The sequence below is a fragment of the Colwellia meonggei genome, from assembly GCF_057537295.1.
Window position 1 is genome coordinate 1,043,983 of the sequence record NZ_BAAJLZ010000001.1, and the last position, 20,883, is coordinate 1,064,865.

Consider the following 20,883-nt stretch of genomic DNA (forward strand, 5'->3'; position numbering starts at 1 on the left):
ACTCAACACTATCATAGGATATGGTTTGTAGCATAAAAATCACACGGTTAGCGATTGAAAAGGTGCGAAAATTTAATGCTTGAACTTCCCTCTATTGATTTAAAAAATAAAGTATCAGCGCAAGAATGGCAGTTACGGGTCGATCTCGCTGCATGTTATCGCTTAATTGCTTTACATGGCTGGGATGATTTAATTTATACCCATGTTTCCGTTCGTATTCCCAATACAGAGCATGTACTTATTAACGCCTTCGGCTTGAGGTTTGATGAAATTACCGCATCCAATTTAGTGAAAATTGATATGACAGGCAATATAGTGGATGCAGATAGCCCATTTGAATTTAACCCAGCGGGCTTTACTATTCATAGTGCTATTCATGAGGTTCGTCATGATGATATTTGCGCCTTACATGTTCATTGCAATGAAGCTATTGCCGTTGCAAGTTTAAAAGAAGGTTTGCTTCCTATAAGTCAGTATTCGATGTTCGCGTTGGCATCAATGAGTTATCACGATTATGAAGGTCTGGCTGTTAACGATGAAGAAAAAAAACGATTACAGCAAGACTTAGGTGATAAGAACTTTATGCTATTGCGTAATCATGGTGCGTTAACTATGGGGAAAACCGTTGGTGATGCTTTTATGCATATGTATGACTTAATTCGCGCTTGTCAAATTCAAGTGCAGGTGATGTCGACAGGTATGGAGCCAATTCTGGTTGAGCATAGTATTGTTGATGGCATAAAAGCACAGGCGAATATTGTTCATACAGGCTTAACCGGTGGGCAAAAGGCGTGGCCTGCGATGCTGCGAAGAGTCTATAAAGAAGACCCGAGTTTCGCGCTTTAAATACTAATAAATAATTCATATAAATTAATAGCGATAAAATTAAAGAGAATATAATGAAAGTCACTCATGTAGAAATTTTTGATATTGAATGTCCGAAACGCCCAGGTTGGAACCCGGTATTTATTCGAGTGCATACTGATGAAGGTATTACAGGTGTTGGTGAAGCAGGTCTTGCTTACGACTGGGGACATAGTGCAGCGGCAGCAATGCTAAAAGAAATTAGTGAAGCAGTATTAATTGGTTTTAACCCATTTAATACTGAATTGCTTTGGTCTCGTATGCTGCGAGAAAGCTTTTGGGGCTTAGGTGGCGGTCCCGTACTCTATTCGGCAATGAGCGCAATAGATACCGCGTTATGGGACATTAAAGGTAAGGCGCTTGGTTTGCCGGTCTATCAATTACTTGGCGGTAAAACTAATGATAAATTACGTACATATGCCAGCCAATTGCAGTTTGATTGGGATGAACAGGTAAACAAACTTATTGAGCCAGAACAGTATGCTGAAGCGGCATTAAAGGCTGTTGCTCAAGGCTATGATGCCGTGAAAGTTGATCCTATTGTTTATAATCAAGATGGTAGCTCATCTTTTGATCGAACTAAGCTATTCACACCTAAACAAATGCGTTTATTTGGCAATCGATTACGCGCCATTCGTGATGCTGTTGGTGAAGACGTCGATATTATTTTTGAATCACATTCATTGATGGGAGCTGCGTCAGCAATTCAAATGGGCCGCGTTATTGAAGAAGTCGGTTGTATGTTTTATGAAGAGCCGGTGAATTACCTAAATGCGGCTGTGCATAAAAAAGTATCGGACAATGTTAACGTGCCAATTGCCGGTGGTGAACGCTTATATCACCGTTGGGATGCAAGGCCATATTTTGAAGACCAAAGTATTGATGTTCTTCAGCCTGATATTGGCTTATGTGGTGGTTTTACTGAAGCGAAAAAAGTTTGCGATTATGCAGATGTGTACGATATTCGTATTCAAGCACATGTTTGTGGTGGCCCAGTGGCAACTGCCGCGTCACTGCACCTTGAAACAGCAATTCCTAACTTCTTAATTCATGAGCATCATACTTATGCAATCAAAGATTGGAACCGTGAGCTATGTATGCAAGATCCACAGCCAGAAAATGGTTTTTTCCAAGCACCTGAAACTCCTGGCATTGGCATAGAGTTAAACGACGAGGTAGTGAAGCGTTCGCCTAATGTTACGGTAAATGCGTTGAAGTAATGTTTATAGAAACATAGATAAAAAAGGAAGCGAAAGCTTCCTTTTTGTTTTATCAGCCTAGTGGGAAGAAGCACTTAAATATAATCAATTGGCAGTGCCGTGGTGTATTTTATTTCTTCCATAGCAAAACTAGAGCTAATGTCAGCAAAGCTTGCTCGAGTGATTAAGCGTTTATAAAAAGCATCGTAAGCTTTCATATCAGGTACGGCGACGCGCAGTAGGTAGTCTACTTCACCACTCATGCGATAAAATTCGATAATTTCGGGGAAATCTTCAGCAACCTTTCTAAATTCACTGAGCCATTTAGGATTATGCTGGTTGGTTTTAATCGTGACAAAAACAGTTAAACCTACATTAAGCTTTTCAGGATCGGCAAGGGCCACGCGACCTTTAATAATGCCACTTTTCTCCATGGCTTGAATACGACGCCAGCATGGTGTTGTTGAAAGGCCCACTTGATCAGCGACATCACTTACCGATGCGGTACAGTCGTTTTGTAATATTTTTAGGATTTTTTTATCAAATGTATCCATAAAGGAATTAGCTTCTATTTCTATCTGAATATATAGAATATATTGCGGTAAAAACAATGTTAAGGCGAGAAATATTTTAGCCGATGGCGATTTTTGTTGATTTGCTTTGGTACATATTTGCATCTGCAGATGCGAGCAGGGCTTTCATGTTTTTTCCGTCGTCAGGGTAGGTTGCAACACCTATGCTTGCTGAAACGTAAACACTAATATCGCCATATTGGATAGGTGTTTCAACGACATCGAGTAGCTTTTGTTTAATTTTATCGTCGTTAATTTTCTTGTTCATCACAATAACAAATTCGTCTCCGCCAATTCTTGCTACAGTATCCGTGTCACGTACTATTGATTTTACCTCTTTGGCTATATTTGCTAGCACAACGTCGCCACATTGATGCCCGTAGGTATCATTTACTGGCTTAAATTTATCAAGATCAAAATAAATAACACTAAATTTAGATTCATTCCTATTGGCCTGAGCAATTTGATAACCAATACGCTCAGTTAATAAGTTTCTATTTGCGCACTTAGTTAACTGATCATAAAGCGCCAGCTTTTTTAATTGTTGTTCTTGTTCAATTTTTTCCGCTAATAATGCTTTAGTTTCAAGGATATTAGAAACGTGGCGAAGCTCGCTTTCTACGATCAACTTTAATTGTCCAAGCATTTTGTTTAATGGCTCTGGGTAGTTTGTTGGCTTAGTGTCTATAACACAAAATGAGCCAAACAAGGAGCCATTTGGCCAATAGAGAGGGTAACCTAAGTATGAGCGTACAGGGCCATTAGAAACCGGTGGCGCGCAAGCCCACTCTTCATCACTTGCAGCGTTATTAACGTAAAGTTTATCGTTAGTTTCAACAATACGGCGACAGAAGCTTTTTATATCCCATGGCCAACTTGCATTCACTCGTAGGAAGTTATCCTCATTTGAACTTGTTGCAACAACATTAAAAGTGTCCTGACGATACTGAACAATGACACCACTAGCAGCATCAAAAAGTTCTGCCATCATATTGACTAGCTGTTGCCATTTATTGACATCTAAGCCCTCAATAGGGTGTTCTAAAATGCAGTTGTCAGTATTTATCATAGGTCACGTCACTCGTTTTACGTCTAGAAAGATGACATTTCTAATAGTATAGAATGTCTTACTTAGATGACCAAATTAGCCAACAAACTTGCTTAGTTAAATTTATAAAAATGGTAAGCATTCTTATAACATAGCTTATCAAGGTCATTGTCACTCAATTGTGTATTACTGATATTTTCAAGCGCACCGTAGTTCTGCCAAGTTTGCTGATAACTATTACGCCATAAACTTAGCGGGAAGTTACTGGCCAACATTACCCGATTAATACCGAAACTCACTATGCAGTGATGAATCACCTCCTGGTACCATTTAGTTGAATAATTTCTTTCGGCCATTTCATAACCAGAGCACTTGATAAAAATATTATCAAACTCTGCCAGGCGTTTGATGTTTTGCATCCACACCAACATTTTACTTTTGTTTAATGGGGGAAAACCTGCATGGTTGATACAATAGAGTAGACCCGATGTGGCTGATATAGTTTCAATTAAGCGATCAACTGCTTGGGTGTTTTCAATTGAAAGCTGTAATTCGAAGCTTAGATTTTGTTCAGCAATTTTTTGTAAATTAACCTCACTATTTGGATTACTCAGTATCACTAGTGCGTGATCATCTAAAATATACCGAATACCAGCCACACTTTTGTAATGTGCTAATTTTGTTAATTGTTTTTCAAAAGCCGCAGTGGAGAGGGTGATATCTAGCATAGCAACACTGCGAAAGAGGATTTGGCAGTTCTGCTCAAGCCATTCCACTTCTCGCCACGGTTTTGCATTGTCAAAGCCGGCTTCAATATGAACAAAACCCGCTAACGTTACAGGGGAATTCAACGTTAGATCTTGCTCAAAAAAACTTTTTGCAATTAGGCTTTTATCAGGCCAGTAAGGTGGGTTTTCTAGTTGTAGCCATTGATAATCACCTTTTTCAAGGTCAAATAAATGAATATGTGGATCAATAATTCTCATAATAGATTATTGTGCCGTGTAGCCGCCGTCGATTACTTGTAAACTTCCCGTGATGAATTTTGCTTTATCGGAACCAAGGAAATAAACTAATTCAGCTACTTCGTCTGCCTGCCCTAAACGCCCTAATGGTTGCAGTGCTGCTTCTTCTGCGTGAACATCGGCCTTATTAGCACCTGACTTTTGGCAGTAGTTATCGATAGCTTTATGGTAGAGCGGTGTTTCTATCGTGCCGGGACAAACGGCATTAGCACGAATATTAAATTGTGCGTAATCAAGGGCCGTTGTTTTTGCCATCGAGGCCAATGATGCTTTACTTAGGTTATATGCAAATGAGTTATGCTTAGCGATCAATGCTTGATCTGAAGCCATTAAAATAATAGCGCCATTTTCTTGTAATTTCATCGCCGGTAATACTGCTTTAATGGCAGCATAGGCACCCTTAACATTAATATTAAAAACACGTTCTAACTCATCTTCATTAGTGTTTTCTATGTTTCCCGAAAAATGAATACCAGCATTCGACACTAGAACATCAATTACATTCTGTTCAGCAATATCATTAATTATTTGTTTTACTTGCTTAACATTAGTGATGTCACATTGACGAAATTCACCGACATTAGAAGAAGCTATGTCTAAATTAAATACTTGATAGTTTTCAGCGACAAAACGCTTAACAATACTCAAGCCAATACCGGAGCTACCGCCAGTAACAATACAAACTTTTTTCATTTTTAATAAATACGTTAAATATTATTGTTAAATAGTATCGCTTACTTGTGTTGACTACCATAGCAATAGTGCTTTGAATTGACGCCTAGCGCTATTATTGGCTAAAAGCTGCAATTTAGCTTAAATTTAAAGACAGATTTGTTGAATAAGTTGTTGAGTTTATTCGGTCTATTATCAAAAATCGACTCATTGTGCAGATGACTCCCATTCCATTACAGAGGTATTCAAATTGAAAAATTTGAAAGAAAAATTAAAATTTTATTACATCATGAGCATATTTAGCGTGCTATTTGCATTACTCGGCTTTAGCTATAATGCTTGGCGCATGGAAGTTAGTGAAGAAAATAACAATGTGCGAACTGCAGCATTCGAAGTGCTTGAGCATTTGGGGGAGTTAGAGCATATCATCTTAACTGCACATTATGATGGTGATGAAATTTCCGGTAATCCTCGTAAAGGCTGGGTTGAAGTCGGCTTGGTTGTTGACTTAAGTGCACTTATTGCTCCTGACGTTGCCGATAAGGCGGTTATGTTAAAAGCAATTTGGGCAGATTCTTGGCATTTAATGGTTAGTGAAGAAGAGGTAGTTACCGAATTGGTTGGAAAAATTGACGACACCCGTATGGCAATAAAAATGGTACTCAAAGAAATGAGCTAACAGCTAATAGTTCTAGTAATTAAGTCGCTAACTGCAAAGCTATTAATTAAAGAGTTAAGACTGATTAGAGCAATTTTTACATAAGCCAAACAGTTCAAATTGGGCATCAACTAATTGAAAACCGACAGAAGAAACTGATTCGTTTAGTTCTTGCGTTAATTTTGAATTCATACTGATTTCTTGTGCGTCACCACAACTTTTACAAACAACAAAGTATTGATCTTGGTGGCTATGTTGACAAGAAAGGTGCGAACATACTACGTATTTATTAAGTGTTGGCAGTTTGTGAACTAACTTCATTTCAATAAAAAAATCAAGAATTCGATAAACTGACATTGGTTGAACTTTTTTATCATTATTTTGATTATAGAGTTCAGTCAAGTCATAGGCTGAAAGAGGGGATTTTGCATTGATAAGGTTTTTCAGTATATTGCGGCGTTTATCGGTAAAGCGGCCACCTGCTTGCTGACATTTTTGCGCTGCGTGCTCTAGCAAATTATCGATTAACATTATTTCCCTTACCCTTCTTCGTGCTTATTACTTCGTATTGATCATGACAATGTTAGCACATTGGTCAGTAGCACATCTATATCACACTGAATTGAAATAGAATATGACTAAAACTCATACGATAAAGTTTATTTAAATAATTAATGTTATGTTGTATCATATCTAGTGTTGGGTTTCATCGAACCAACTAACCATATTATTAATTAGTCTCACAAATAAGGATGATTTGAATGAATCAACTGCAAAGCCCTGCCGATAAAATAGCAATTAGTTTATCACTTTTATGCGCTATTCATTGTTTAGCAGCACCTATTCTAATAGCTTTATTGCCAGCGTTAGCTAGTCTACCTTTGGAGTCTGAGTCAATGCATTTATGGATGGTCGTAGGAGTATTACCAATAAGTTTGTTTTCTTTAACGCTTGGTTGTAAAAAACATCGAAAATTTCAAGTGGCTTATATTGGTTCGGTTGGTTTAATTATGATGATTTTCGCTCTTTTGGGGGAAGTTATAGGTTTTGGTGAAGTAGCGGAAAAAACACTAACCTTAGTTGGTGCTGCGCTTATCGCCTTAACTCATTTTTGGAATTACCAATTATGTCGACATCAAAGCAATTCATGTGACTGTCACTAGTTACTACAAAGGTGCTTTTAGAGGAAACTAGTCACTATATTAAGTTTGGTTAAGTTAACGTAGTCACTAGGCAAAACTTAGATGATAAATGCTCTTTACTAATTAACGGTAAAGAGCACTAGTTATCGATTATTTAGACAATTCTATTAAAACTGCGGTATACATTTTTAAATTAAGTACAAACTGCTCCATAGTAATAAATTCATGCTCAGAATGGCCAGTGTATTCTGTATTTGGCATAGAAGGCCCAAAGCTTACAGCATTCGGAAATAAGCGTGAATTTGTACCGCCACCAATAGCGATAGGTTTAGCATCATCTATACCCGTAAAGTGACTAAATACTGATAATAAAGTGTCTACATGAGGTGCATCTTTTTGAATAAATGGGTCGCCAATATAGTGTTCTAACTCAGTGACATTAGTATCAAATTTATTGTTCCAGTTGACGATGGTTTGGTGAATTTCTTCAACTAATTGTTGCTTGCTTTTACCTTGCGGGCGGCGCAAGTTAATGTTCAATTCAATATTGTCATCGTGTTGCTTGATGACTGTTGGTGCTACTGTCATCGCGCCCATAAAATCATCTTGGTATGCGATATTACCAAATTTCTTGCCCTCTAAACCTAGGCCAATATTGTCGTTAATAAAGTTAACTAAGGTGCCAGGGCCGTTATTTACCCAGCGAGTTCTAGAGAGTAAGTTGGCTAAATGTGGAATAGCGTTTACACCATCATTAGGTTTTGATGAATGAGCTGATTTCCCTAGTGCCCTAATAGTTAATGTACTATCTTTTAGTTCAAGGTCAAAACTTACACCAGTATATCCGCGCGCTTTGCGCATTAAGCGTTGTAGCAGCACTATATTGGCATTTTCGATGGTAGCGCTAGCATCTTCAGGTATTTGACTACCAAAAAAGCCACCACTGAATTCACTAATGTAAGGGGAAATAGTTGGCATTTCTTTTTTATTAAAAGCTAATTTGATCGTGCCGTAACCTTTTTCAGCGGTCACCACTGGGTACTCAGCATCAATGGTTATGTTGGTTTGTGGTAGTTCGTGCGTTTTAATATAGGCCTTTAGTGGCTCCCAATCAGACTCTTCAGCCATATAAACATATAGTTCGATACGCTTATTTAATGATATGCCTTTATCTTTTATCGCTTTCATTGCGTAAAGCGCTGTTGAAATAGGGCCTTTGTCGTCTTCAGTTCCTCGGCCAATGATTCGACCCGGCTCAGTGGTTGTGTCTAATTCAAACGGCGACTTTTGCCACTTTTCAGGATTCACCGGTTGTACATCACCATGAGTAATAATGCCTACACGTTCTTTTTGATTACCTAAACCAATAACAACAACATAACCATCATCAACGAAGTCAAAATCAAGTGCTTGGGCTTGTTTTTTCAGCTCAGCTTTAAAGGCAATATGAGCAGGGTTGTCGTTTGCTGAAATACCTTCTTTTGCCAAAGTATTATGCTTAACGAGTTCTCGTAAGCTCTCAACCATATCGTTGGTGTATGTCTCTACTGCATAGTCAGCAGTTGAAGTAGCAATTTTACTAACCTGGCCGTCTTTAGCATTAACTGTTTGGCTTAATGTTAATGATACGAGTGAAATAGCAATGATTGAGAGTGGTATGTGCATTAATTTTTTTAACAAGAGGTTCTCCTATATTTGTACTTCGGCGATTTATTGCGGTCATACTATCGCAAGATAATTTTTAGCAACAGATACAAATAAGTGACTTATCGTCTTATACAGTTGAAAATGTTTTAAGTTGCTTAGTGAATAATGTTTTTTTTCAATAACTAAAGCGTGGTAAACCACATATTTATAAAGGTGAGACCTCAAAAATAGTTAATGGTTTACTTTGCTAAGTTAATCTTTTGATTGCGCAACAAATAAACTTTAAATAACCATTAAATATTTAATAGTGTCAGTGTTAGAATATCGGCTATAGATTGCTAGAAGTGATTAATGTCACTTTTGTTATTAATAAAGCATATTAAATCGGCTAATGAGCATTGAACTATACTTAGTAACTATTTTAATCGCTTTATATGAAATTGATAAATTAATTGTTGACCTCAACTATAGTTGAGGTTTTATCCTGTCGCCAAATTTAACGCAGGAATGTCGTGGGCATGGAATCGCGACGATATTTTAAATTAGGAAACCTTTATGAAATTAATCCCTTGGCTTAGTGTTGTTGTTATTGTGTCTGCTTCTGTAAGTGGGCTATTTTATTATAAAGAGTCATTGTCGAACGACCAACAAATGCAAGCGGGCCCTGAGCCAAGTGCAAAAGTACAAGCCTTTCGTGCACAAAATACTTACTACCAAAAGCAATTGTCAGTTATTGGTGAAGGGCATGCAGTAAAATATATCGCCTTAAAAAATGAGCTCGCAGGTAAAGTGAGTAAAGTTAACATTGCTTCTGGCGACATTGTTAAGAAAAGCCAAGTTTTACTTGAGTTAGAACACACAGAAGAACTTGCATCATTGGCGTCAGCTAAAGCAACGAAAACCTTAAAACAGCAAACGCTGGCCCGTTATCAAGAATTGGCAAAAGAAAACCGTATTAGTAAAGAAAATGTCGATGTTGCACAGGCCGAATATCATATTGCTGTAGCTGATATCGCAAGGTTGGAAGCGGTTATTGCGAAAAAAGTTATTCTTGCCCCTTTTGATGCCAGCATAGGTATTCATAATATTAACGTTGGGCAATTTCTCGATAGCAATACTGAAATTACCGATTTAATTGGTGTTGAAGATTATATTTGGGTTGATTTTAAAGTTCCACAAACGTATCGACAATTAGCTGTCAACAGTACAGTAGAAGTGACAATGTCAGGTGCATCATCATTAGTCGGCGTCAGTAGCCAAGCGGTTGTAATGTCAGTAGAGCCATTATTAACTCAAGATTCTCGACAGCTAAAATATCGAGCTAAAGTACTAACGTCTGAATTAAATGTTAAACCGAATCAGTTAGTTAAAGTTGCTGTGCCTATTACGGCAGAGCAGTCAGTTATTGTTGTACCAAGTTTAGCTATTGTGCGTGACCAACTTGGCGAATATGTATTTAAATTAGTAAAAGATGACAATGGCGATTATCGCGCTAGCCGTGAAAAAGTAGTGTTAGGCGATCGATTGAATGAAAACGTTATTGTCAGTGAAGGACTTACTTCTGGTGAGTTAGTTGCTGCAAAAGGCGCATTTAAGTTGCGTCCTGGTTTGAAAACCCAATTTGATACCGAAAATATGGGAGGTTAGGAAAGGTTATGATTAAAGAATTATCTTCCCAGAGCCGGTTAATGGACATTTTTGTTCGAAAACCCGTTGTTTCAACCGTATTGTCGGTATTTATTTGTTTAGTCGGTTTATGGGCTGTTAATGCTATTTCGGTATTGCAGTTCCCTAAAATTGAAGGGGCTTCTTTAGAGATCACTACAAGCTATACCGGGGCATCTGCCGATGTCGTTAAAGGCTTTGTTACCGATCCGATTGAGAGAGTTGCGTCAACTGTGCCAGGCGTTGATTTTGTTGAGTCGAGTACCAGTTCTGGGCTTAGCAAAGTAACAACTTGGTTGAAGCTCAATCAAAACAGTACTGATGCGCTTGCAGAGCTAAATACTCGCCTTAATCAAATAAAGTTTGAATTGCCTGCTGGAGCCGAAGATCCGTTTGTGACCGTAAGAAGAACTGACAGACCATTCGCGGTATTTTATCTTAATGTTGTTTCTGAAGGCTCAACCTTAGCGCAAATTACCGATTACCTGACACGCGAAATTAACCCGATAATTAACAATATTGAAGGCGTGCAAAAAGTTGGTATTGAAGGAGCACGAACGCCAGCAATGCGCGTTTGGCTTGATGCTGACCGATTAAATATTTTCAATGTTAGTGCCGATGAAGTTTATCAAGCACTTGCTAACAATAACCGTATTTCGACCTTAGGTTACGCGGAAAATGAACGCCAAAAAATAGATATTATTGCTAATACGCAAATGTCATCGGTTAGTGAATTCGAACAGTTGATAATTAAGCAAAGTGATGACACTTTAGTCTATTTAAAAGATGTCGCACGAGTTGAGTACAGTGCAGAAGAAGCCAGTGCGACAGCACGCTTTAATGGTAAGGATACCGTATATATTTCAGTTTGGCCGTTACCTGGCGCTAATGAAATCTCTATTGGTGACAAGCTTTATAAAGTACTTGATGAGATTAATGCTGACTCACCAGAGCTGAAAATAGATATCGCTTATGATGGCACCTTGTATATGCGTGATGCATTACAGGAAATTGTGACAACTTTGGTGGAAACCATCGTACTTGTTGGCATTGTCGTTGTGTTATTGATGGGCTCGTTTAGAGCGGCTTTAGTGCCACTTATCACTATTCCTATTTCAATATTAGGTGCGATTGCTTCAATATGGCTAATGGGCTTTAGTTTAAATTTATTGACGGTTTTAGCTATTGTTTTATCAGTTGGTTTAGTTGTTGATGACGCCATTGTTGTGGTTGAGAATGTTGCTCGCCATATGCGTGCTGGAGTTCCTCGTGTGCAAGCTGCACTGATGAGTTCTCGCCAATTATTAGTACCTATTATTGCTATGACGTTAACCTTAGCGGTTGTTTATGCTCCTATCGGTTTTTTATCAGGCTTAACTGGGGTGTTGTTTAAAGAGTTTGCCTTTACCTTAGCAATTGCCGTTATTATTTCTGGGGTTGTTGCCATAACCTTATCACCGATTATGAGTGCCTATGTTTCTAGTGAAGGCGGCAAAGAAGGGCGATTAACGGTTAAGGTTAATCATGCTTTTGAACATTTACAAAACTTTTATGGTCGCTTGTTAAAAAGAACATTTCATTGGCAAGGGCAGTTGTTTTTTCTTGCTATTGTTGTGGCGTTATTAGTCGTTCCTTTTTACCTTATGTCGGCAAAGGAATTAGCACCGATTGAAGATCAAAGCAGTATATTTATAGTGGTGCAATCTCCACCTGACGCGTCGCTTGAATATAACGAGAAGAATGTTGAAAGCGTAGCTGACGCCTTACTTGAAACGGAAGGCAGCAAGGAGCTTTGGCAAATTGTATTAAGCAGTGGCGGTTTTGGTGGTCTTGAATTTGAAGGTAATGATACACGCGAAAAAAGTATTCAAGCCATGATACCTGAGGTTTACGGACGTTTAACGAATTCTGAAGGACTAGATCTACTACCTATTTTACCTTCGCCATTGCCAACAGCAGGGCAGTTTGATGTTGAGCTAGTCGTTAAGTCATCTGCACCTTATAGTGAGATGAAATCTTATGCGGATCAACTTGTCGGCTCGGCATTTCAAAGTGGTCAATTTCTTTACGCTGATACTGATTTAAAAATAGATTTACCGCAAATTGAATTAAAACTCGATCGGGAAAAAATTGCTGATTTAGGTATGAATGTTTCGTTAATTAGCAGTCAACTATCGACTTATTTATCAAGTAACTATGTTAACCGTTTTGATGCTAATGGTAAGGCGTATCGGGTGATTCCTATGGTGGCGGATAATATTACTACGCAACCGGAAAAGATATTAGATCTGACCGTGAAAGCACCTTCAGGTGATTTAATTCCGGTCTCTGCTTTTACTGAAATTAAGTATCGCACCGTGCCGCGAACATTAGGTTCGTTTGGACAGCAAAACTCTTTTAGAATTTATGGTGGGGTTTTACCCGGTGTAACGAAAGAGCAAGCACTACAAACCTTAGAAGCCGCTGCGGCGAATATTTTACCGCATAACTATAATCTTGATTATGCAGGTGAGTCTCGCCAAATACGTACTGAAGGTAATAGTTTAATTACGGTGATGGGTATTTCATTGATGATTGTATTTTTAGTACTAGCGATTCAATTTAATAGTTATCGTGATCCATTAGTTATTCTGCTTGGTTGTGTGCCTTTAGCATTGTCTGGTGCTTTGTTATTACCATTTTTAGAGTTAACCACTATCAATATATATTCGCAAATTGGTTTAGTGACACTAGTGGGTTTGATAGCAAAAAATGGTATTTTAATTGTTGAATTTGCAAACCATTTACAAGAGCAAGGTCAGTGTAAGTTTGATGCGGTCATTGAATCAGCTACTACTCGCTTACGACCAATATTGATGACAACAGCGGCAACTATTTTAGGTCACTTCCCATTGGTATTGGTAACAGGTGCTGGCGCTGAAGCGCGGAACAGTATTGGTATTATATTAGTGGCGGGCATGGCAATAGGTACTTTCTTTACTTTGTTTGTACTGCCGGTATTCTATTTATGGTTAGCTGAAAATCGTAGTACTTGTGTTGGTCCAGAATCGAAAATTGATAACTCAGTGTCAGAGCACAAGATAACATCTAATACTTCTGTAACTGAACCTGAGCAACCACTAAAAAGCGCGTAATGCAGATTTAATAAAGTAGTTATTTAAAAGCGATAGTTTGTTATCATTTTTAAAGCCGAAAAGCGGATATCGCTTTTCGGCTTTTTTTATAAAAAGAATATAGTAATCAAAAAATTATAATGGATGATTGGTAAATGAAATTATTGGTATTTATTGCAATATTAACGTCTAGTTTTTTCACTGCTGCCAGTGAAACTATTCACTACGACTGGCTCACCATGGGCAAAAAAACGGGTAGCCAAGTAGTTAATTATCTTGACCAAAACACGGTAGTAATTGATTTCGAATTTAAAGATAGAGGACTTGGCCCCAAGTTACATGACAAAATTACGATCAGTAATGATGGCATCATTTTGTCTGAAACTGTTTCTGGAAATACCTATATGGGGGCTCCAGTAAATGAGTCATTTTCCCTACATAATAATATCGCTCGTTGGAAAAATACGCTCGAAGATGAAACTCAAACATTAGATAATACGAGTGTCTTTTATGTCGCTGCCAATGGCACTCCGCAATCGTTAGAGTTATTAATTAAAGCTGTTGTTAATAGTAAAACTCAATCAATTAATTTATTGCCGTCTGGAGTTGCCACAATTGAGCAACTTAAAACCATTAAAGTAAAAAATGCTGATGATTTGAAAACTGTTTCGCTATATGCCGTTTATGGGTTGGGGTATACGCCAGAGTACGTTTGGCTTGACGCAGATATGCGTTTATTTGCCTTAGGCTATGGCTCTATGAGCATGGTATTAAGTGGCTGGGCAAGCAATATGCCGCAACTTCAGCTGATTCAAGATGACATTAATACGAATTTACTTGCTAGTAAATCTAAAAAGCTTGTTAATAACTTAGGTGATGTCACTGTAATTAACAATGTTAATATTTTTAACTCTATCGACTCGTACCTTCATAATAACAAGCAAGTAGTTATTCGTGATGGCAAAATCGCTGAAATTAACGCTGTAGCTAAAAACATTCATAATGCAAAAGTGATTAATGGTAAAGGTAAAACATTAATGGCAGGTCTATGGGATATGCATACTCATATGACATTAGCAGATGGCATGCTAAATATTGCGTCAGGTATTACTAATGCGCGAGATGTTGGCAATGTCTATGATGATTTATCAGCCATGAAAGTTGCGTTTAATAGCAATGAAGTTATTGGCCCGAACATATATGCTGTTGGACTAATTGATAAAAAAGAAGAAACTTCAGCACCTTCTGGTTTACACGCAACTACATTACAACAAGCCATACAGCATGTTGACTGGTACGCAGATAATGGCTTTAAACAAGTCAAGCTATATAGCTCAATTCCACCTGAATGGATAAAACCTATTGCTGTTCATGCGCATAAAAGGCAGATGAAAGTGAGTGGACACATTCCCGCACTCACATCCGCAGAATTTACTGTCAATAATGGTTTTGATGAAATTCACCATATGAATATGGTGTTTAGAAACTTTATTGTAGAAGATGATGAAGATTATCGTGCGGCTAGATTTACTCTTGTTGGCGAGCGTGCTGGCGCTTTAGATCTAAACTCAAAAGAAGTAAAAGACTTTATTTTACTGCTGAAGCAAAAGGGCACTGTTGTTGACCCAACACTAACTATTTTTCAATCTTTATATTTAAATAAACCTGGCGAAATTGATCCGAGTTATGCCGCTGTTGCAGACCACTTACCGGCAAATATTCGACGAGATTATTTACTCTCAGCGATGTTGGATATTAATAGTGAAAATGAAGTTCAATACGCAAAAACAGCCGAGGCCTTTTTATTATTAACCAAAAAAATGTACGACGCTGGTATTACACTTGTTGCGGGCACAGATTCTATTGCTGGTTTTACGCTTCACAGAGAGCTAGAGTTACTGGCACTTGCAGGTATACCTAATGCCGAGGTACTAAAAATAGCTACTATTAACGCTGCACGCCTTAATAATGAAAAGAAGCTAGGAGCTATTGTTATTGGTAATGATGCTGATCTTATTTTAATCGATGGTGATCCACTAAAAAATATCAGTGATATCAGAAAGGTTGCTCTAGTGATTAAAAATAGTGCTTGGTATCAGTCAAATGCCTTGTTCAGTGCCGTTGGTGTTAAGCCGTTTATTCAGTAAAAGTGTGTTGGATTTGAATTTGGGTTTGGTATAGGGCTGATGATTATAAAGTACTTTATATCATCAGCCCTGAGCTAAATCTTCAATTATTATCATACTCTATATCGTCTGGTTTTAAGTGTGGACCAGGTCCAAGTTCAGCTAAGTTATCGCCCGGGTTGGCAAGTTTGCAGCGTTCAATAGACAAACAGCCACAACCTATACAAGTATCAAGATTATCACGTAGCGCAATAAGTTGATTTATGCGTTCATCAAGCTCACTATGCCATTGCTTAGATAGACGACTCCAATCATCTAAGGTCACAGTTTTATTATCAGGAATTGTGGCTAGTGCAGCTTTAATTTCTTTTAGCTGTACACCTGATTTTTGCGCTATTTTGATAATAGATATTTTTCGTAATACGTCACGAGTGAAGCGACGATGGTTGCTGCTATTTCGATGTGAGCAGATTAAGCCTTTATTTTCATAAAAGTGTATGGAGGAAATTGCTACGCCACTGCGTTTAGACACTTCACCAATGGACAATTCATCTTTTGGCCTTTTTTGCATAGTTACTTAACCTTTATATTACTTTAGGTTAAGAAGTATAACAAAAAAGGCTACCTATTAAGGTAACCTTTTAGTCAGGAAATAATGTTTATTAGCTTATTGTAGTTGAGCTTCAAAAGTTAAAAATACCCCACCATGCTCTTTATCAGCTAAGGCTTTGTTGCTGGCGTCTTGTTGATATTCAGCAATCAATAAGTAACGACCCGCTTGTGTTGGAGTAAAGGTTATTTCCCCTTTAGCATTAGTAACTAATTTAATCACCTCTGGATTATTGCGGTAACGAACACCTTCACGTACTACTTCAACTTCAACACCAGATTGAGCCTTACCGTGGTAAGTGAAAGCAAAAGTAGCAGGTTCTTGCTCGACAATTTCTGATGGGTGAGTTACAGGTAATAGCTCTAAAAACTTACCTTCAGTCCCGAAGTTATCCGTTGGGTTATTCATGGTGATGTAGGTTTCGACACGTGTTAAGCCATAAGCTGTTTGTAGCTCAGTCGCATTGGCTGGTACTAATGCTTTTAATTCCATTTTATTGGCGCGAGCACGTTTACGCTTATCGGCAACTTTATAACTTGAGAAGTAACTTGCGCTGGCATTGTTGGTAAGCTTATAAGTACCACTTTCCTTAACAAAATAGTCTGCAACTGACTTTCTATGGGCTTTATATGTAGAAGAAGGGCGTTCTTTCTTACCAGATGGCGTTAAGATACTTAGTGAGTCAATGCTAAGTGCTTTATCGACATTAAAAACTTCGTTTGAAGCTGTTGCATCTAAGGCAATCCATTCACCTTGCTCAGAAGATAATGTGTAATGACTAGGTAATAACCAGCGAGAATGTGCATTGGCCTGGCTACTAATGGCGATAGCAAGGCAAAATAATAGTGATTTTTTAATATTCATTTGTGCTCCTAAGGGGTAATACTAAAGTTAATTTCGCCAGTTTCAGCGGTTTCTTTTAGGGTGTAATTTTGTACTTTGTTGCTAATTTGGAATTTATGTTTGAGTAAGGCTCTGCCACCTTTTTCTCGCACTACTTCAACGTAAAGTGTGTATTCGCCATTCGCTAGTTTTTGCTGTTTGTCATCAGTTAGCTTAAAAGACAAAGGAAAGCTCCCTGCGGCATGTGTGGCTGAGGTAATTGCGTCAACGAGTTGTGCGTCTTTTCTGCCGACATTACGCCACCAGCGACGAATGTCTTTTAGCCACTTAGGCTCTTTACGCCATAGCAACAAAGTTCTTACTGATTTTCTTTGGTTATTTTCGATCCACGCTGCCACGTAAGGAGGGTGGTATTCTCCTTGTTGCTGCTTTAGCTCTAACGTTAATGCGAGTGTTGCAGTGTTATTGCTTTTTGCGTGTGAGGCTTGTGGTAGTGCAAACAAAATGGTTAATAATGCCAACACAAAAACTTTAAAGGCTGGGTGAGTTATTTGGTTGTTCATATTGGTAGTCAATTTCCTTTAGGCAAAGTAGATAATGCTAGTTATTGTCAATAACGTTGTTGCAATACTTAGTTGTAACGTACGACGAAAGCGTCGTTGTGGCATAGCGAGAATAAAACCTGTTATGGCAAAAATAATGAAAAGAACGCTAGATAAGTCGATTATCCAACTCCAAAAATTACTGGTATTTCGTCCTTTATGTAAATCATTAAGCACTGCCCACCAGCCGTAATGAGTTTGCTCATAAAATGCTTCACCAGTTACTAAATCAACAGCAATACTCGCGCTTTTTCCTGCTTGCTTGATGCTATAAAACAATTCTCCAGACATTAACTCAGGTTCGGTGCTGGACAGTGAAACAGAAAATGTTTTTTCTACTGCTTTCGTTATGGTTTGTTGCTGCTGATCACTAATGGTTTCATCAGTGATGGCTAATTGGCTGATAGCTTCAATGGTTTGTTCTTGTTCAATAACTTGCGCTTGGTGATCTCGAAACCATTCTGGGTGGTTAAGTGTTATGCCAGTTACTGAAAAAAATAGCAGTAAAGTCAATAATGCCATGGAAACATAAATATGGACTATGCGTGCTAGGCTTAAGGTTTTTTTAGATGGCTTCATACGGTTAAAAACAACTTAATAGATACATGCTTTATGGCTATTTGCTTGTTAAAAGCAACAACTGACATACTAGAAAACCTAGCATGTCAGTTGCTGCGATTATTTGGCTAAAATACTAACTGTGCAGCAACTCGGAAGTTAATGCCGTCAGCAGCCGTTACATTACTTGTACCACCACCAATTAAGTACTTTTTGTCTAACAGGTTATTAATGTTAAAACGTAGGTTTAATTCATGGTTACTTACATCCATGGTGTAAGTTGCACCAATGTCGATACGAGTATATGCGTCTTTTTCAATGGTGTTTTCACTGTCGGCAAAGCGAGAGCTTTCATAAAATGCACCAGCATTAAATGCTAAGTCCTCAGTTACTTCATAACGTGACCATAATGCTGCTGACCATTCAGGTACATCAATTGGCGTTTTACCTTGATAATTTTCATCTTTTTCGTATGTGGCATCGATGTTGATTAAAGAGGTCATAACAAATAATTTATCGTTTATTGCCCCTTGTGCACCAAGCTCAAAACCTTTGTGGCGTTGCTCACCTGCTTGTGTAGTGCGAGTGTCATATTCAGGGTGGTCAATATCTTCAGTGATTAATTTACCCGTTTTGCTGATATCGAAAATTGCGCCACTTAGTAGTAGTCTGTCGTCAACAAGCTGCCATTTAACACCTATTTCACTTTGTTTTGACTCCATAGCATCAAGCTTCATTCCGAAGTTAATATCAGTTTCTTCGGTAAGTGTATCGCTTCTTTGTGGTTCAAAACCTTCGGTGTAACTGTAGTAAATAGTACCTTGCTCAGACGGGTGATAAAGCACGCCAAACTTAGGTAGGAAAGACTCGTTGTTTGCGCCTTCTTTATCTTGTTTATCATAACGACCACCAAAAGATACTTGCCAGTTATCGTTCAATGTAACTAAGTCTTGTAGATAAATACCGTAATAGTCGTATTCGCTGGTGTATAAGCTATCGTCATCTTTGTAGTTTACGTCTGGCTTAGCAGGCTCGTCTTGGCCAGCTGCATAGGTAATTGCAGAGCTTTTAACTCTTAGTTGTCCATAATAGTAATCTAATGAGTTAGCTCCTATGAGTAATTGGTGCTCAACTCCGCCAAATTCAAACTCGCCAACAAAGTCGATAAATTTAGTGGTAAATTGCCAGTCGTCAAAGCGATCGTATGGTTTAGAGGTATACTCGTCACCTTCTTGGAAAACTGAAGGCTTTTTAGGTGCAGATTCAAAGCGTTGGCGCTCAAATGTTTGCTTGTTATAACCTAGTCTTACCTGCCAATAGTCATTAATGAGGTAATTAACATCAACGCCGTAATTTTCTACATCAATATCGGTAAACGCCCAGGACATATCGCGAATGGTTTTACGATCGCCAATTATATCACCGTTGTCATCTAACCAAGCGCCAGTATCTAGACCTGCTTTATCATTGGTGTAGTCATAATGTACGCTCACTGATAAGTCTTCAGATACATCGTAGTCAACAACTAAAGCACCTAAAAAGCGGTCACGCTCTCGTTGATCGCCATTTTGATATTCTCTTTGATAAGTAACATCTTGTTTGACTAAATTACTACGATATCTCAGTGTTTCGTCTTCATTTAATGAGCCACCAGCGTCTAAAGTAAAACGAGTTGAGCCTTCTTGATCTGTATCTGCACCAATATTAAATAAGGTAGTCGCTGTTGGTTTTTTCGTTACCATGTTAACTAAGCCGCCAGGGCCAGATTGACCATACAAAATACTTGAAGGCCCTTTGATAACTTCAATGCTTTCAAGTGTTTCAATTGGTTGTTGATAATGAGACCAATGCTGATGACCGTCACGCAAGTAACCATTTGAAGAGCTTAATTCAAAGCCTCGTAAGTTAAATACTTCACGGTTTCGTTGTCTAGAGCCCGCCGATAAACTCGCGTCATTGGTCAGCACTTCACCTAATGTTGTTGCTAGCTGCTCTTCAACAATAGTTCTTGGAATTACGGTAACTGACTGTGCTGTTTCAAGCAGTGAAACATCGGTGCGCATGGCGCCTTTGGCTTCGTCTACTTTATAATCATTAAAATAACTTCCGGTAACTTCAATCACTTCTATTGAATTGCTGTCAGCAAAAGCAAGTGGTGTAGCTATGGACATTGCCAAAAACAGCGGTGAGTACTTCATGTTAATCTCCAAATTATTAACTAGTGTCGTAAGAGAATGCAGCGAGCATTAAATAGTGTGGCGAATGTTAATGAGAGTGATTATCATTTGCAAGGTAAAGTTTCATTATTTTTTAAATAAAACTAGATTTAGATCAATAGAGAGTCGAAAACAGATAAAAGCTGGCTATTGCAGTGTATCGTTGAATTTTAATCTCCTAAGTTATGCGAAATTGCTATTGTGCTTAGATAAATTTATCGTGCATGCTACTCAGTATTGCTTTTACTGAATGTTAGATATGTAACAGGTCTTAATATTTGCTTAGTAATTAGCTCTTTTTCTTAAGTAACCAACAAAAGGGA

Annotated in this window: 18 protein-coding genes; 7 read left to right on the top strand and 11 right to left on the bottom strand. The window is 38.2% G+C overall.

Annotated elements, in window-relative coordinates:
- Nucleotides 1-75: 75 nt before the first annotated feature.
- On the top strand, nt 76-846 hold the full coding sequence (locus AC27E9_RS04655; RefSeq protein ID WP_487127700.1) for a class II aldolase/adducin family protein: 771 nt from the start codon (nt 76-78) through the stop codon (nt 844-846).
- Between the two features lie 53 nt (nt 847-899).
- Nucleotides 900-2,084 (top strand): mandelate racemase/muconate lactonizing enzyme family protein, encoded by a 1,185-nt coding sequence (locus AC27E9_RS04660; RefSeq protein WP_487127702.1) that lies wholly within the window; start codon nt 900-902, stop codon nt 2,082-2,084.
- Between the two features lie 74 nt (nt 2,085-2,158).
- Here AC27E9_RS04660 and AC27E9_RS04665 read toward each other — a convergent pair whose 3' ends face one another.
- The 4 genes from AC27E9_RS04665 to AC27E9_RS04680 all read right to left on the bottom strand — a co-directional run bounded on the left by AC27E9_RS04665 (nt 2,159) and on the right by AC27E9_RS04680 (nt 5,401).
- The gene (locus AC27E9_RS04665) at nt 2,159-2,617 is read right to left on the bottom strand and encodes an Lrp/AsnC family transcriptional regulator (protein ID WP_487127704.1); all 459 of its coding nucleotides are present in this window, start codon (nt 2,615-2,617) and stop codon (nt 2,159-2,161) included.
- Between the two features lie 76 nt (nt 2,618-2,693).
- Nucleotides 2,694-3,704 (bottom strand): GAF domain-containing protein, encoded by a 1,011-nt coding sequence (locus AC27E9_RS04670; protein ID WP_487127706.1) that lies wholly within the window; start codon nt 3,702-3,704, stop codon nt 2,694-2,696.
- A gap of 92 nt (nt 3,705-3,796) precedes the next feature.
- Entirely contained in the window at nt 3,797-4,669 is an 873-nt protein-coding gene (locus AC27E9_RS04675) for an amidohydrolase family protein (protein ID WP_487127708.1), read from the bottom strand.
- Nucleotides 4,670-4,675: 6 nt separating this feature from the next.
- The gene (locus AC27E9_RS04680) at nt 4,676-5,401 is read right to left on the bottom strand and encodes an SDR family NAD(P)-dependent oxidoreductase (protein WP_487127710.1); all 726 of its coding nucleotides are present in this window, start codon (nt 5,399-5,401) and stop codon (nt 4,676-4,678) included.
- A 229-nt stretch (nt 5,402-5,630) separates the two neighbouring features.
- On the opposite strand from AC27E9_RS04680, the gene AC27E9_RS04685 reads away from it, so the two are divergent.
- Nucleotides 5,631-6,059, top strand: a complete 429-nt coding sequence (locus AC27E9_RS04685) for a hypothetical protein (protein ID WP_487127712.1) — start codon at nt 5,631-5,633, stop codon at nt 6,057-6,059.
- 54 nt (nt 6,060-6,113) lie between these two features.
- On the opposite strand, the gene AC27E9_RS04690 is transcribed toward AC27E9_RS04685, so the two are convergent.
- Nucleotides 6,114-6,569, bottom strand: coding sequence for a Fur family transcriptional regulator (locus tag AC27E9_RS04690; protein WP_487127714.1), 456 nt, complete (start codon nt 6,567-6,569; stop codon nt 6,114-6,116).
- A gap of 230 nt (nt 6,570-6,799) precedes the next feature.
- On the opposite strand from AC27E9_RS04690, the gene AC27E9_RS04695 reads away from it, so the two are divergent.
- Nucleotides 6,800-7,201, top strand: coding sequence for a MerC domain-containing protein (locus tag AC27E9_RS04695; RefSeq protein WP_487127716.1), 402 nt, complete (start codon nt 6,800-6,802; stop codon nt 7,199-7,201).
- A gap of 129 nt (nt 7,202-7,330) precedes the next feature.
- Here AC27E9_RS04695 and AC27E9_RS04700 read toward each other — a convergent pair whose 3' ends face one another.
- The gene (locus tag AC27E9_RS04700) at nt 7,331-8,845 is read right to left on the bottom strand and encodes a dipeptidase (protein WP_487128302.1); all 1,515 of its coding nucleotides are present in this window, start codon (nt 8,843-8,845) and stop codon (nt 7,331-7,333) included.
- Nucleotides 8,846-9,382: 537 nt separating this feature from the next.
- On the opposite strand from AC27E9_RS04700, the gene AC27E9_RS04705 reads away from it, so the two are divergent.
- From AC27E9_RS04705 to AC27E9_RS04715, 3 genes are all read left to right on the top strand, one after another.
- The gene (locus tag AC27E9_RS04705; RefSeq protein ID WP_487127718.1) at nt 9,383-10,474 is read left to right on the top strand and encodes an efflux RND transporter periplasmic adaptor subunit; all 1,092 of its coding nucleotides are present in this window, start codon (nt 9,383-9,385) and stop codon (nt 10,472-10,474) included.
- 8 nt (nt 10,475-10,482) lie between these two features.
- A complete protein-coding gene (locus AC27E9_RS04710) occupies nt 10,483-13,626 on the top strand; it encodes an efflux RND transporter permease subunit (protein ID WP_487127720.1) in 3,144 nt (1,047 codons plus the stop codon).
- A gap of 134 nt (nt 13,627-13,760) precedes the next feature.
- Nucleotides 13,761-15,752 (top strand): amidohydrolase family protein, encoded by a 1,992-nt coding sequence (locus tag AC27E9_RS04715; RefSeq protein WP_487127722.1) that lies wholly within the window; start codon nt 13,761-13,763, stop codon nt 15,750-15,752.
- A gap of 82 nt (nt 15,753-15,834) precedes the next feature.
- Here AC27E9_RS04715 and soxR read toward each other — a convergent pair whose 3' ends face one another.
- From soxR to AC27E9_RS04740, 5 genes are all read right to left on the bottom strand, one after another.
- Nucleotides 15,835-16,302 (bottom strand): redox-sensitive transcriptional activator SoxR, encoded by a 468-nt coding sequence (soxR, locus tag AC27E9_RS04720; protein ID WP_487127724.1) that lies wholly within the window; start codon nt 16,300-16,302, stop codon nt 15,835-15,837.
- A 96-nt stretch (nt 16,303-16,398) separates the two neighbouring features.
- Nucleotides 16,399-17,205, bottom strand: coding sequence for a DUF4198 domain-containing protein (locus AC27E9_RS04725; RefSeq protein WP_487127726.1), 807 nt, complete (start codon nt 17,203-17,205; stop codon nt 16,399-16,401).
- Between the two features lie 8 nt (nt 17,206-17,213).
- Nucleotides 17,214-17,747, bottom strand: coding sequence for a DUF2271 domain-containing protein (locus tag AC27E9_RS04730; protein WP_487127728.1), 534 nt, complete (start codon nt 17,745-17,747; stop codon nt 17,214-17,216).
- An 18-nt stretch (nt 17,748-17,765) separates the two neighbouring features.
- Nucleotides 17,766-18,365 (bottom strand): PepSY-associated TM helix domain-containing protein, encoded by a 600-nt coding sequence (locus AC27E9_RS04735; RefSeq protein ID WP_487127730.1) that lies wholly within the window; start codon nt 18,363-18,365, stop codon nt 17,766-17,768.
- Between the two features lie 107 nt (nt 18,366-18,472).
- The gene (locus AC27E9_RS04740) at nt 18,473-20,542 is read right to left on the bottom strand and encodes a TonB-dependent siderophore receptor (RefSeq protein WP_487127732.1); all 2,070 of its coding nucleotides are present in this window, start codon (nt 20,540-20,542) and stop codon (nt 18,473-18,475) included.
- Nucleotides 20,543-20,883: the final 341 nt, after the last annotated feature.